The organism is Flavobacterium hydatis, from assembly GCF_000737695.1.
GTDB classification, from domain to species: Bacteria; Bacteroidota; Bacteroidia; order Flavobacteriales; family Flavobacteriaceae; genus Flavobacterium; species Flavobacterium hydatis.
Map to the genome: position 1 here is coordinate 57,084 of NZ_JPRM01000027.1, position 13,861 is coordinate 70,944.

The window sequence follows — 13,861 nt, forward strand, 5'->3', positions numbered from 1 at the left end:
TATTATGTAAATGTCTTATTGAGAACTACAAATAATGAGGCTCTTAGCTACAAGGACGAATTAAGTTTTAACAACTATCAATAGAATCCGAAGAAAAGATTAGCAAATATTTTCGTATAAAAACATTTAAAATTTATTGTAGCTTTTTTCCTGTGAAATATTAAATAAAAGATTACAAATCATTTAACTTTTATTACAAAATTGTACGTTAGTTTTTTTGTAATTTCGCGCCCTCATATTTTGAATCCTTCTCATGAAAAACAAACTAATAAATATCCCTCCACTACCAGCAATTATCTTAGCTATATTAAGTGTACAATGTGGAGCGGCCATTGCAAAAAGTTTATTCCCTGTTATTGGTGCAGCGGGAACTGCATCATTACGTATAGGAATTTCTGCAATAATATTATTTTTAGTTTACAGACCAAACTTACGAATGATTACACCTCCACAATGGAAACTTGTAATTCCTTATGGTTTGTCTTTGGGAGCAATGAACTTAATTTTTTATCTGGCGATAGAAAGAATTCCAGTTGGTTTAGGAGTTACATTAGAGTTTGTAGGACCTTTATTAGTAGCCGTTTTTGGTTCTAAACGTTTAGTCGATTACTTATGGATATTACTTGCAGCAATAGGAATTGCCCTTATTGCACCGTGGTCTAGCGATGGTATAGATTTAGTTGGGGTTTTATTTGCGTTATTAGCAGGAGCTTTTTGGGCTACTTATATCGTATTAGGAGGAAAAGTTTCGAGAGTTATGAAAGATGGAGATGCTGTATCTACAGGAATGTTATTTGCCTCTATACTTATTGTTCCTTTTGGGATTATGGAAAACGGATTAAGTAACCTTACACCAAGTTTATTAGGAATGGGTGTTGCTCTTGCACTTTTATCGAGCGCAATTCCGTTTACTTTAGAAATGAAAGCATTGGGACAACTCCCTCCGCGTACTTTTAGTATCTTAATGAGTTTAGAACCTGCTGCTGCATCAATTTGTGCTTTTTTCTTTTTGCAAGAACACCTTACTTTTAGCCAAATTCTAGCTGTAGCATTTGTAGTAATAGCCTCAGCCGGATCTACAATGACTGCGAAGAAGTAATTTTAGATTTTAGATTTTAGATTTTAGATTTTAGATTTTAGATTTTAGATTTTAGATTTTAGATTTTAGATTTTAGATTTTAGATTTTAGATTTTAGATTTTAGATTTTAGATTTTAGATTTTAGATTTTAGATTTTAGATTTTAGATTTTAGATTTTAGATTTTAGATTTTAGATTTTAGATTTTAGATTTTAGATTTTAGATTTTAGATTTTAGATTTTAGATTTTAGATTTTAGATTTTAGATTTTAGATTTTAGATTTTAGATTTTAGATTTTAGATTTTAGATTTTAGATTTTAGATTTTAGATTTTAGATTTTAGATAACTTTACGTCCTTCGCAAGCTCAGGGACATAATATTGTGTTTTGCAGTATTTCATACGCAAACCAAGCAACCTCTGAGCCTTTGTGCCTTAGTATCTTTGTGCCTTACTAAAAAATCTTTGAATCATTGTTCCTCAGAACCTTAGCACCTTAGATCCTCGCCCTTATCCTACTTAAAGAAACTGGAGATACACCTATAAAAGAAGCTATTTCTTTAAGGGGAACTCGCTGAAATAAGTCAGGTTTGTTCTCTTGTATATCTAGATATCTTTCTTCGGGAGTTAAAAGAATATAATCTAAATATCTCTTTTCTAACTTCATGGCTTCTATTTCGGTAATTGTTCTAGACCAATTGCATATTTCTAAATTGGTAGCATATAGCACTCTCATTTCCGAAATATCAATTTTGTATAAAATACAATCTTCTAACAATTGATAATTCTCGTACCCTTTTTTACTATATAAATATCCGAAACTAGAATTAATAATGTCTCCTTCCTGAGCAAACCAAAACGTAATTTCCTTTTCGGCTTTTCTTATAAACGAACGAATAGTTCCTTTTTTTATAATATAGGCATTCTTCTCTAGTTTAGTTTCATCTATCAAAAGGTGTCCTTTATTAAATTTAACCTCCGTTAAAGTAGATTTAATCAATCGCAGTGACTCATCAGAAATGCCTTCTGATAAAGGAATATCAATAGAATCTATAAACATTATTATTTGGTATAAGTCATTATCAGTTCAGTTTCTCCTGTATGTTCTTCTATCTTTTCTCCCAAGATAAGAAATCCTTGTTGCTTGTAAAAAGAAATAGAATTTAGATTCTTACTATATACGCCCAATTCAAGCTTATTATGTTTCTCTTTTACAAAGGAAATTAATTGCTTTCCGATACCTTTTCCCTGACAAGTTGGTGCAACAAATATAGCCGCTATATAATTATCTATTAAAGAAATAAACCCTAGCACATTATTAGAATCTTCGTATGTATAAACAAATGTCTTGCTAGAAGGTAAATAAATAGATTGCATATCTTCCGTTTTCTCTTCCCAGTAAGATTGCTCTATAAAATCATGTGCAATTATAGAAGCTGTTAACCATATATCGATTATTCTTGGCATATCCTCTTCTTTAAACTCTCGTATCATTTTTATAAATATTTAATTGTGAAGCAAAAATACTTTCGATTTAATCAAAAATACTTTACTTAGGATAAGAAATATAAAAAACTAGTTACATATTCATAGAGCAAAAAAAAAGCAGCGATTTAAAAACCACTGCTTTTTTTGACAATCTATTTAACTAAATTTAAAATATTCCGATATAATATTGATCTGCACCTGCTGTTACTTTTGCACCTACAGTTCCATCTGGACTTAGAGAATTTACATCAAATACATAAATATTTCCTTGAACACCAACTGGAGTCAAAGCAATGTAGAATTTTCCATCTCTCACAACCGAATTTTGGTATTGAGACAACCATAATCCTTTAGGTACGTTTAAATTAACAATTGTATTATTCTTCATGTCAATTCTTGCTAATCCCCAAGCTGCAGAATATGTTGGCTCACCACTTGGATTAACACCAATCTGAATTTTTTCGTCACCTATTTTTTCATAAGGAATATAACCAATTCCGTTACCAGCATAAAACCAACCATTACTAGAAGCTTCTCTACCTAACAATCCGCTTACACTATATTTATAGGTTTCATCATATTTACCATCCTTAATTTTTACGATATTAAGCTCCTTACCGTTACTTACCATTTGCATGATTTCGCCAGCTTCATTAAAGTGTTGCGTTGGCGTACGATAACCGTTTGTAGCTCCTTTTACATGCGAAGTACTAATTACAGTTGCATTAGTCAAAGCTGGATAATCAAGTACAAGAGTAAAAGTCTTATCTGTAACTCCATTAGTACCTGTTGCTGCATTAAATTTTTTCACAGAAGTACCGTAATACAATTTATTACCAAAAACAACTGGGCAATCGATACGATCAATAAAGTAACCTTCACTAGCCAAAGTTCCAGGAAGAACTACATCAATATCCTTCTTAAAATTACTACCAAAATTCATGGCTTCTAAATTAAGAATACCAATAGCTACAGTCATTTTGTGCTTTAAATATTCTGTCTTATTAGTTTCGTCATATACTGCTTTTGCAGTAATATTATGTACAGAACCTTCTTTGTCACTCATTTTAGTAAAACGTACAGCTTTAGCTCCCAATGGAATAGAAGAATCAAAAGTAGTTATTGTTTTATAATTATCCCCACCATGGTACGTTAGCTTATCGATAGTACCAATTGTATAATTAAGGCTGTAAACAATAGAACCATCTGTAGAAGTAAATACTCTTGCTGTACGAGATGAAGTCATTGAATATCCTTTTCCTGAAAATGAAATCTCTCCTTGAGAAATATCAGAGCTCCCCTGAAGATAAGTACCAGAAATACTACCAGAACCACTAGCAAATGCCAACTGAAAGTCTTTTTTTACCCCTGGTAATGTAGAAGTATCTCCATCATTATCATTACTACTACATGAGCTTAGTAGTGCTATTGCACAAGCACCTGATAGTAATGTACTTTTTAAATTTCTAAATTTAATTTTCATTGCGATTATTTATTTTGAAGTTAATGAATACGTTAATTTGGCAAAAAATGCCCTGCCTGGTTTTTGCAAACCAAAATTGTCAAATATCTGTTGATCAAATATGTTTTTTGCATCTACACTAATCGTGAATCTATTAGAAGGAAAAGTATAAGCGATTCCTAAACTATTAGAAAACTGTGTCGGAATATAGTCTAAGTTCTTTCCTCCTACATTTGCCCAGTTTCTAAGAAATTCATCTACGTAACTGATGTTATAATAAATAGAAGCCTTATCATTTTTTGCAAATAAATCATCCTTGTAATAAACTGCATTAATATTAAATTTAAACGAAGGCTCGTTTCTTATTTGCATACGGTAAAACAAGTATGGAGCTCCATTGGCATCAAATTGAGTATTAAATAAAGACTCAAACTTTGATACATTAAATGAGAGATTAAACTTCTTGGCATAATCATAAATAATCTCAGCATCTATACCACGAGACATAACATTCTCAAGGTTTTCAAATTGTGAGTAAGTAAAACTTCCTGCTCTTATAGATTCCCTAATCATCCCTTTAGTGTCTCTATAAAAAAGAGACGTATTTAATCTAATAGAATGCTCGCCAAATTTTAATCCAGACCAGTTTACCCCAATGTTTACATTGTAACTCGTTTCAGGTTTAAGCTCACCTGCCGGCGCAAGTAAATTATCATTAACATTACCAAACAATTCGTTAGGACTTGGTAATCGCATCGCTTTCTCAGCAGATCCTAACAAATACAAATTGGGATTTAGTTCATAAGATAAAGTAATACCATAACCGCTAAAATCAGATTTTTTGGTAAATACTCTCATTTCGTAATTGGGCACTCCTGTAACAATATCTTTCCTATAAGGTTCATTTGAAGTTGCCTTCTGAAAATAATGCTTGTAAAAAATATTAGTTCTCAATTTCTTAGAAAAGGCTAAATTCTCATACGTAAACGAAATGATATTTTTTTCTAAATCCCTAGTATTCTCAAGTAATTGCAGACCCAAAGGCTGTAATTCATCCGATATACCACGTATAAAATTATTATACATATAATTGGCATAAATCGTATTATTACTATTTATTGTATATCCTAAGTTTGTGCGAACAAACAAAGTCTTATCAGTGTTAATGCCAAGAGTTTTAGCACTTGCTACTTCAGCCCCACTACTATATTTTACATAAGTTCCATCAGGATACATTATTGGTTTTCCAGTCCAGTCATACATAACGCCTACAGTATCTATAGCCTGTCTTTTTAAATAAGAATAACTTGCATCAACTTTAAATGACAATCCCTTTGCAAAAAAATCATTCTTACTATAAGTTAATGTTGCAATACTAGAATTTCGTCTGGTATGGCGGTCACCATACACATTATCCATTGTAATACCATGCTGAACTTCTTTATAATCTTTAGATAAAATACCACCAATCATAAACCTATCCGCCCATTTAACATCTGTAAAACCAGCTTCAAACTTTACTCCAGATGATTTATAAGCATCATGAAAACGTTTTGCACGTTGGTCAGTCTTAGTTTGTCCAGTATAATCCTTAAAAGCAATACTTTTCCCCCACACCTCATAATTATTATCGCTATAATTATAAAATGCCGAAGCATCAACTGTTAATCCATTCTCTTTACGGTAATTACCCGCAATATTCCATTGGTGTGTATTAAAAGATCCCAAAGAATAAGAAGTTACAAGCGTGTTTCTAGTCTTCTTTTTAAGAATAATATTAATTGCTCCACCCAATGCATCCTCAGAAAGATTGGCAGGAACAACCCCTTTATAAACTTCAATACGATCTATTAATGCTGGAGGAATACTATTTAAAGAATAAGAAGAACCGAAGTTTGATGCAGGAACACCATCAATAAAAACCTTTACAGCATTACCTGACAAACCATTAATATTATAATCGATTCTAGATCCTAATCCTCCATCTTGCCTAATACGAACTCCAGCCGAGCGATCCAGTAACTCATTGGTTTGCAAAGATTGCATAGCCATTTTTTGAGTATCGATAACATTTACAGCAAACCCCTTAGTTTCAACTTCTTTCTTCTCTGTCTTAACATTAATAACAACTTCCTTTAAGCCTAAACTTGCCGAAGGCTCAACAACCAGAATAATTCTTTCATTGTTACCTTTAAATGCTACATTTATACTTTTTCTGGTAATCTCGATAGAACTTACCTCAATCTCGTACTGCCCGTAAGCAAGGCCTCTAAATTCAAATTTCCCTTCGTCATCAGTAATTACCTGATTCTTTGTGTTTTTAACAGCAACTGCTGCATAAGAAATTGGAGTTCCGTTTTCTAGTCTTAAAACTCCCGAAAGAGTTCCGTTTTGTGCAAATACACCAGAAGACAAAAAAAACATCCCAAGAAAAAACAAACTATATTTTAAAGATTGGTATAAGGAATTTCTCTTTTCTAAAGCCTGTATATCTCCATTAGCACCAAAGCAAAGTTTTTCCTTGAACCCGAATACCTCAACATATACATTTATGATACAAGCAGTTATTATATTCTTGATTGTTATAAAACAATCGATGTAGTTTTTGGAACGCATTAAAAAGTAAAATTGGTATTGTTTATTTGCGTGCAAAATTACCTCTAGTCTTTCGGGGCAAGGGTTTCAATAAGGGATTATAACTTACACAAAAGGGATTGTTTTTATTTAGACTCAATACACATACCGAATATAAACGTATATTTGTAACCAACATAGTAAGAATTAGAATGCAACTCAAAACCACGATAAAAGACACAGATTACAAGCTCTGCGACCAGACATTTTTTGAAGAAAATGACCAGACTTACGAAATTATTGAAGATGTTATTACATTCAATGATTCACAATATGGTAGCATAAAAGATAGTCAAACTTTAGCAGGATCGTTTTTTATAAACTTTATCGAGGTAGATTTATTACAACCTATAAAAATCGAATATTACACAGACAAACCAGTCATTCAAATGTTCTTTTTTATGAAAGGATGTGCCAATATGATGCATCACCAAATTCATTACTTACCAGCAGGTACAAAACTGGCTAAACTTCCTGCTACACCTACAGCCTTAGAATACCTCTCTATATTAATCCCGCAAGATACTTACAATACACTTGTAGATTCTTTAGAATTAGATTTTGAATTTATCTCTAATTACACTAATGAAAATCCCGCAAAACAAGTAAACTATAGTGAGATTATGACACCCGAAATCTTAGCTGTAGTAAGAGATATCAGTACTTGCGAAAGAACAGGTCATTTTCGTAGAATGTATATGGAAACAAAAGTTTCGGAATTACTACTACTACAAGTAGAACAATTAACCCAAGCGCAAAAGGTTTTACATACAATCCCAAAGATAGACGTAGAAAGAATGCACCACGCCAGAGAGTTAGTTGCACAAAACATTATGGCGCCCTGCTCCTTAATAGATCTTGCCCGAAAAGTAGGAACTAATGAATTTAAACTAAAAAAATACTTTAAAGAAATATTTGGAACAACTGTTTTTGGTTATCTAAACGAACTAAAAATGAATGAAGCCAGACAAAAATTACTAAAAAGCGAACTAAATATATACCAAATAGCAGAATCGTTGGGTTATAAATCTCCAAATCATTTTAGCACCGCATTCCGCAAATACTTTGGTTATCCCCCTAGTCAAATCAAGAATCAGAGTAATTGTATTGGCTCAAGTTTTATGAAGGTAAAAGAAATAGTAATAAGTATGTTCTGCCCTTTTGTAACAGAATTATCAGCACTCGATTTGCTAATTATTTAAGCCAAACATTACCCTTATAATTTTTATTAGGAGCTACTTCCAGCTTTCCACTATATCTTTTCTTTGTTAAAGAAACAAAGAAAAGGATGCCGTTACCATCTGGGCTAGAACTAAGATTTTCAAAAATTCATTTTCAATTGAAATAAAAAATGCGCAAAGTCAAAGACAATGCGCATTTTTTAAACCTTTTTGTTTAGTAAGAATTAATAATCTTTATTTAATAATCTTTTTTACAACCACTCCATTATTCGTATAAATACGCAATAAATAAACACCCTTGTTTAAAAAAGAAACATCGAAAGACGTTGCATCTGCTTTTATTTTTTTAATCAATGCCCCATTTATAGCATAAAACTCAACCTCTATAATATCATTTTCGTAAGACTCAATATTAAGTATATTATCTGTAACCGGTACAGGATAAACCAAAACATCATTTCTATTTAAAAGTATAGACTCTTCAGAAATTTCTTCATCTAATAATGAACCTTCTATAGTTTCCAAAACATCTTCATAATTTACATCCTTAATAGATCTTAAAACACTCTTTTTAGCTTCCGAAAATCTAGTATCATTATCGTAAACTGGAATAATGATAACACTTTTTGCTTTAGCAGGTATTACACCCGAATAAGTAGGACTAAATTCTTTACTATTAACATCGTCTATTGTAATGTCCCAGTAACTAAATTTATGTCCCCCTTTAGGTTTAACCTCCAAGGTATATGAAAGACTTTGTAAATACTTACCTTTAAAATCATTAGATAGTTTAATTGTATTAAGCAATACATCACCTTTAAAAAACTCATTGCTAACATTCAAAGCCATTTCACTTCCACTCAAACCAAAAGAAGCTTTCACATGTTTAGTAGCATACGGTTGTCTCTTGATCCAATAATCTTTCATAGATTCGATATTTTTTTTCCATGTTGCCAAAGCCGGAACAGAAGAATGAACATCATGTGTATAACCTATTTCATTTTCAATCCTTTTAGCAAGACTATCAGTAATAGGAGTTGTTCTGCTAGGATCAAATGTCTGGTAAGCATGAACAATATACTGACCAGCAAACTTTTGCTTAAAGGTTGCATTCTTAGAAAGACTATAAAAAACATATCCCATGGAGCTCGTAGAACTCTTTTGAGTACGGGTTATATTATTATCTGCAGAAGAATATCTAATCAAAGCCAAATCGGCATCATGCAATATATAACGCCATTTGGTTTTATTAGCGTAAGGTCGCCACGCTTTAATGTTATTATTAGGCTGATCGCGATTGTTGATATAAGTCTGTACCAAAAAATAATTTAACACCTCTGGTTCATCTATATACTTATCTATGTATTTAAGATAATTAGCATCAGTTTTAAGGTCATTAGCTTTAAGATAATTTATCATTTCATTCCACTGATTCATGTTCCCCTGAGAAGCACGAATAGTCGAATAATCATTATGTTTTCCTAGCAAATCATATTCATTAGTCTCCAAACCATAATTAGACTCCAAATAATCCTTTTGAGTTCTTTCCCTAATATTCATCAAACCATTATAATTACCATTAATATATACAACGGCAGGCTCATAAGCCCTACGATCTATATCCATTTGGTCTTTTATAAGAACGTGTACTAATGCATCCTGCATCATAGTTTTACTACCATCCTGACCTGAAGTTCTTAATGTAACCGACTTTCTTTTTTGACCTTTCTTTTCATTAAAAAAATCATATTTCATACGGTTATTCCCCTGAAATCTCTTGTCTGCTATAATATTAAACTGCTTATGCTCTTTGGAACGCTGACTTGCTGCAAAAATCTCAACATTCATTTGATAGTTAAAATTAGAAGTTCCATTTTGAGTTGGAAAAAACTCTACGTTTGATGGTCTTTTCATGACTGCATTCCTGTAGTTTCTCCATATTCCTAACGTTCCATCATTTCTATATTTTTCATTTATAGAAACTGAAAAAACGGGCAAATCAATATTTCGTTTATTTTGTAAATACGATTGCGTAACAACAGTACTTGGCAAATAATCAGGAGCATAAACTTTGGCTCTAATAACCCCATTAGTAACAGTAATCGCACCATTATAAAGCAAAGCTTTCCCAGTAAGCATTTTAGACGCATCAGTTACCTGAGTAGTAGCGTCAAAAGGTTCATCACCATTTAGAGTATAATAAATTAATGCTCCAGGAGTTTTACTAGTTAATGTAATTTGTTTCGTTCCACTAATAAATCCACCTGCTTCACTAAATAAAGGTTGTTCTGCCTGTTTATTTGCAGGAACCCCTTTTGTATTAGTCGTTTTAGGAGTGGGATAACTCATAAAACTCCAATCATTACCACCATCTGTAGTTCTGGCATACGATATATTGCCATTGTTTAAAGTAGGATACGTTATTTTATCTACAAGGTTTTTAGCAGCATCAAACATATAAATTGTCCCTCCTTTTGGCTCTAATCTAAAACTTGCACTAGTGCTTGTATTAGTTTCATCAAAATAAACGACGAAAAATCCAGCTTTAGAGATACTCGCTTTAGAACTTGTTATTTGCCATTTAGTAGGCAAATTGATATCATCAGAAAAATAATAGTTACGAAAACTAACAGTCGCATTAGCTGGATTGTATAATTCTATCCAATCAGAAAAGTTATATACAGTAGGGTCATAACTCATAGTATTACTAACCATGACTTCATTAATCTTAATCTGTGCGCTTGCTGTTGTAGAAATTGAAATTACAAATACCAATAAAAAGAAGCCTTTAAAAAGTTTACGTAAAGTTAGATCCATATAAAGTTGGTTTTAAGTTAAAATTTTAACTCCAAAGTTCCCTTTATTTCATTTTACAACTGACTTTCAAAAGTTTTTTTACTAATAACTGAAGGTAATTTTATTAAACCATTACTTAAACACAACATTATGGGCGATTTCTTTAAAATGAATTAGTTCATTATCAAAATCTGAGTAAGCAACTCCTTCCAGAGCCAAAGCTTTATCTATATTCCTTATAATAAGTAAATAAACTAACGCTTTTTTCCCTTTCAAGAAACCATAAGCTTCAATTTCGTAAGCGTCATAACCATTTACTCGTTCCGTTTTGATATTTTTTTCTTCGATTAGAACAAAACCATTCTGAGTCAATCCGTTGAGTATACTTTCAGATAACTGTTTTTTAGTTACACTATAATCTGCAGGCAAAGGTACAATTAAGAACATCGGTTCATTTTCATAAGACTTCTTAACAACTCCATCTGTAGAAAAAGTAAACATATTCCCTGAAGCCTGTGCAAATTTAAATTTCGATTTATTCGGGTTTACTTTAAAAACAGCTAAATCCAAATAATCTATCTTAAGATTCTTGTCATATTTTATAGAGAAAAGAGCTTTTTTTATTTGGTCGGCAATAGTTTTATCATTAGCTGGAAATAACGCCATGACCATATCGCAAAATGTAGAATCACCAAAAACGATGCTCATTCCCTCCTGATTATCCTGACCTTGCATATGGATATATTTAGCTCGATAACCATCAAGTTCAAACTCTTTATAATCAAAAACCTTAACTCCTTTATCCTCAAAACTTTTTCTAGAAAAATCTCTTGAATTACTATCAAAGTTCCCTCCTACCAAATCGGATATCTGAATCATCGCATTATTCCCTTTTTCAAGTCCGACGATACTTTTAGATAATTTGAAATTTTCTGGTGCTTCAATAGAAACTTTCGTTGAAGGGATACTTATCCTTTTCACTTCTTCTTTACAGCTAATTAAGGTAAAAACAAAAAAGATTAATATGTAGATTTTGTTCATGGAGTATTTATAAAATTTTGATTATTTTGTTCGTAACCTAAACAGTTTCTGAACCTTTGCCTCTTAGTACCTCAGTAGCTTTTAAAACCTTTTTTTAGAAAACAAATTCTCTACTACCCAAGCCGGACCAATCATTAAAAACTGAAGATCTTTTAAGAAAGAAGGCTTTTTACCCTCGATATTATGTCCGTAAAACTGTCCAATCCAAGCAATAACAAAAACACCAATAGAGAATATCCATAACGGAAAAACTTGTCCTATATAATAATTAACAATCAAACAAATAGTTGAAAAAATTGCAATCTTAAAAGCCATTACAACCGACAATCGAATATAAAAAACAAGTACAAAGAGTAACACTACCACAGCCCAATTTTCGAGTATTGGAGCATTCAGTTTTAGAGTACGAGCAATTAAACCACTCGGAATACTCATTAATAAACCCACAATCGAAAAGAAAATAGCAGGAACACATACATAATGTATTGCTTTATTCTTTGGGTTTTGGTGACTTACTGCATATTCATCAAACCATTGTTCTAACGTTCTCATAATTCAGGATTTAGGTACAAGTAAATCTAATAAAATTTATGGAAGAAACAAAAAAAGGTTTTTTTTAGAGGTTCAAAGGTACTGAGGCGCTAAGGTTCAGAGGTTGCTTAGTTTGCGATAAGATAAACGATAGCGAATTGGAGAAGCAATATTCACGAGTAGATTGGTAAACAAGCTCTCCAATCTTGTCTTTCTGAACGGAGTGAAGAATCTCCATAAGTATTTCCTCAAACGATGTTGAATTACGTATGTATCACAATCGTTGTTACCCAAAAACTAAGCAACCTTAGTGCCTCAGAACCTTAGCACCTTTGAACCTTCCCCAAAAAAACCTTTGCACCTTCCTCAAAAAACTCCATCCCATAACTCATCAATCTTAAGAAGCGCTTTATCGAGTGAAATAACTTCCCATTTTCCATTTGTTTCTATACCAAGACCAATATTTTTTAACTTCAATAAAGCATCATGTACATCAAAATCTAAATCAGTATCAAACTTTGTTTTAAACCATGATTCTATTTGGTCATCGAGTTCATCTGCTGTTAGAGGATTCTTGCTTCTGTCTAAAAAAGCATAAGCCAAGATAGTTTCCTTAAGTACTTCCTCTTCCGAAGAATTTAATAACGAATAAAACGCTCCGCTATTATTTCCTAGATTCTTAAAGTAAAGACTATCTGAAAGCATCTTAGAATATTTTATCTTCTTATTTACAAAATTACTATACTGCCTAAATAAGTACGCAGATAATATCCCTAAGGCAATTAAACCCTGATTTAGCGAAGCTTTACTATTTAATAAATCAAGTGTCTCTCCAGATTTGTATGCGCCGTACATCTTAATCAATGCCGGAATTACGGTAGTACTCAATAACGAAACACCTCCAAAAATACCAGGAACCCACAACAATAATTTATCTGTAGTAGACATCTTCGGGATTGCATTTGGGAATATCGTTTCGAGATCGTTTTTAGGAACACGCTTAAAGATTTTTAAAACTACAGAACCAGGTTCAATAGGCATTTTTCCTAATTTTACTTTTTTCTCTTTAAGATAATCAGCGTCATTATAATTAAGATAAATCATGACACGATCATAATATTCAATCTCAATTTCTTTCTTCCAGAAAACAAATTTGGTTACCTTTTCTTTCGCTTTATGATGACCTCGAACATACAATTCGTAATCTTTAAAAGCATTAAAGTCTATTGCAAGATTTAAACCTATTAAATCTGAATCTTTAAAAGCTTTATCTAACGTTTCTTTATCAATACGTCTGTAATTTCCATGTTCCAGAACAGTAACAAGAGTTTCCTTAAAAACAGAAAAATCACTTTTTCCGATAAAACTTTCTCGCTCTTTCGGGCTTAAATCAGGATCAAATAAAGCATAATTTTGTTTTAGATTTCGGTTAAGATTAAAAGCTTCATAATGATAATAATGCTCAATAATGTCGAATAGTTTTATAAAATCCTCAACCTTTTTCTGATCTTCACGGAAAGTTTCGATTTGTTGTTCGAGTAAGAATTCCTTATTAAAGGGAATATAATGTTCTCGTGTCATATGGAATTTGGGGGCTTTTTTTTAAAGCTGCAAATGTACAAAGGTTTTTTAAAAGGCTCTAAGGTTCTGAG

At 32.0% G+C, this 13,861-nt stretch carries 10 protein-coding genes; 2 read left to right on the top strand and 8 right to left on the bottom strand.

The window, feature by feature from the left end; all coding sequences use genetic code 11:
• Nucleotides 1–253: 253 nt before the first annotated feature.
• The gene (locus tag IW20_RS16510; RefSeq protein WP_035624733.1) at nucleotides 254–1,099 is read left to right on the top strand and encodes an EamA family transporter; all 846 of its coding nucleotides are present in this window, start codon (nucleotides 254–256) and stop codon (nucleotides 1,097–1,099) included.
• A 473-nt stretch (nucleotides 1,100–1,572) separates the two neighbouring features.
• Here the strand turns inward: IW20_RS16510 and IW20_RS16515 are convergent, their stop codons facing one another.
• The 4 genes from IW20_RS16515 to IW20_RS16530 all read right to left on the bottom strand — a co-directional run bounded on the left by IW20_RS16515 (nucleotide 1,573) and on the right by IW20_RS16530 (nucleotide 6,642).
• Nucleotides 1,573–2,136 carry a Crp/Fnr family transcriptional regulator gene (locus IW20_RS16515; protein ID WP_035624743.1) on the bottom strand — a complete coding sequence of 188 codons (564 nt, stop codon included), beginning with the start codon at nucleotides 2,134–2,136 and terminating at the stop codon, nucleotides 1,573–1,575.
• A 2-nt stretch (nucleotides 2,137–2,138) separates the two neighbouring features.
• Nucleotides 2,139–2,570, bottom strand: coding sequence for an N-acetyltransferase (locus tag IW20_RS16520; RefSeq protein ID WP_035624755.1), 432 nt, complete (start codon nucleotides 2,568–2,570; stop codon nucleotides 2,139–2,141).
• Nucleotides 2,571–2,730: 160 nt separating this feature from the next.
• Entirely contained in the window at nucleotides 2,731–4,047 is a 1,317-nt protein-coding gene (locus IW20_RS16525; RefSeq protein WP_035624760.1) for a hypothetical protein, read from the bottom strand.
• A 9-nt stretch (nucleotides 4,048–4,056) separates the two neighbouring features.
• A complete protein-coding gene (locus IW20_RS16530) occupies nucleotides 4,057–6,642 on the bottom strand; it encodes a TonB-dependent receptor (RefSeq protein WP_051885829.1) in 2,586 nt (861 codons plus the stop codon).
• 170 nt (nucleotides 6,643–6,812) lie between these two features.
• Here IW20_RS16530 and IW20_RS16535 point away from each other — a divergent pair, with 170 nt between their 5' ends.
• Nucleotides 6,813–7,862 (top strand): helix-turn-helix domain-containing protein, encoded by a 1,050-nt coding sequence (locus IW20_RS16535; protein WP_051885831.1) that lies wholly within the window; start codon nucleotides 6,813–6,815, stop codon nucleotides 7,860–7,862.
• Between the two features lie 213 nt (nucleotides 7,863–8,075).
• On the opposite strand, the gene IW20_RS16540 is transcribed toward IW20_RS16535, so the two are convergent.
• The 4 genes from IW20_RS16540 to IW20_RS16555 all read right to left on the bottom strand — a co-directional run bounded on the left by IW20_RS16540 (nucleotide 8,076) and on the right by IW20_RS16555 (nucleotide 13,790).
• Nucleotides 8,076–10,658, bottom strand: a complete 2,583-nt coding sequence (locus IW20_RS16540; RefSeq protein ID WP_035624762.1) for a CotH kinase family protein — start codon at nucleotides 10,656–10,658, stop codon at nucleotides 8,076–8,078.
• Nucleotides 10,659–10,769: 111 nt separating this feature from the next.
• A complete protein-coding gene (locus IW20_RS16545; RefSeq protein WP_035624765.1) occupies nucleotides 10,770–11,678 on the bottom strand; it encodes a hypothetical protein in 909 nt (302 codons plus the stop codon).
• An 81-nt stretch (nucleotides 11,679–11,759) separates the two neighbouring features.
• Nucleotides 11,760–12,230 (bottom strand): Mpo1 family 2-hydroxy fatty acid dioxygenase, encoded by a 471-nt coding sequence (locus IW20_RS16550; RefSeq protein WP_035624768.1) that lies wholly within the window; start codon nucleotides 12,228–12,230, stop codon nucleotides 11,760–11,762.
• A 345-nt stretch (nucleotides 12,231–12,575) separates the two neighbouring features.
• Entirely contained in the window at nucleotides 12,576–13,790 is a 1,215-nt protein-coding gene (locus tag IW20_RS16555; RefSeq protein ID WP_035624770.1) for a TMEM143 family protein, read from the bottom strand.
• Nucleotides 13,791–13,861 lie beyond the last annotated feature (71 nt).

Bases quoted from the DNA above. Each gene is read 5' to 3' on its own strand.
- IW20_RS16510 (WP_035624733.1), top strand. From the start codon at position 254: ATGAAAAACAAACTAATAAATATCCCTCCACTACCAGCAATTATCTTA.
- IW20_RS16515 (WP_035624743.1), bottom strand. From the start codon at position 2,136: ATGTTTATAGATTCTATTGATATTCCTTTATCAGAAGGCATTTCTGAT.
- IW20_RS16520 (WP_035624755.1), bottom strand. From the start codon at position 2,570: ATGATACGAGAGTTTAAAGAAGAGGATATGCCAAGAATAATCGATATA.
- IW20_RS16525 (WP_035624760.1), bottom strand. From the start codon at position 4,047: ATGAAAATTAAATTTAGAAATTTAAAAAGTACATTACTATCAGGTGCT.
- IW20_RS16530 (WP_051885829.1), bottom strand. From the start codon at position 6,642: ATGCGTTCCAAAAACTACATCGATTGTTTTATAACAATCAAGAATATA.
- IW20_RS16535 (WP_051885831.1), top strand. From the start codon at position 6,813: ATGCAACTCAAAACCACGATAAAAGACACAGATTACAAGCTCTGCGAC.
- IW20_RS16540 (WP_035624762.1), bottom strand. From the start codon at position 10,658: ATGGATCTAACTTTACGTAAACTTTTTAAAGGCTTCTTTTTATTGGTA.
- IW20_RS16545 (WP_035624765.1), bottom strand. From the start codon at position 11,678: ATGAACAAAATCTACATATTAATCTTTTTTGTTTTTACCTTAATTAGC.
- IW20_RS16550 (WP_035624768.1), bottom strand. From the start codon at position 12,230: ATGAGAACGTTAGAACAATGGTTTGATGAATATGCAGTAAGTCACCAA.
- IW20_RS16555 (WP_035624770.1), bottom strand. From the start codon at position 13,790: ATGACACGAGAACATTATATTCCCTTTAATAAGGAATTCTTACTCGAA.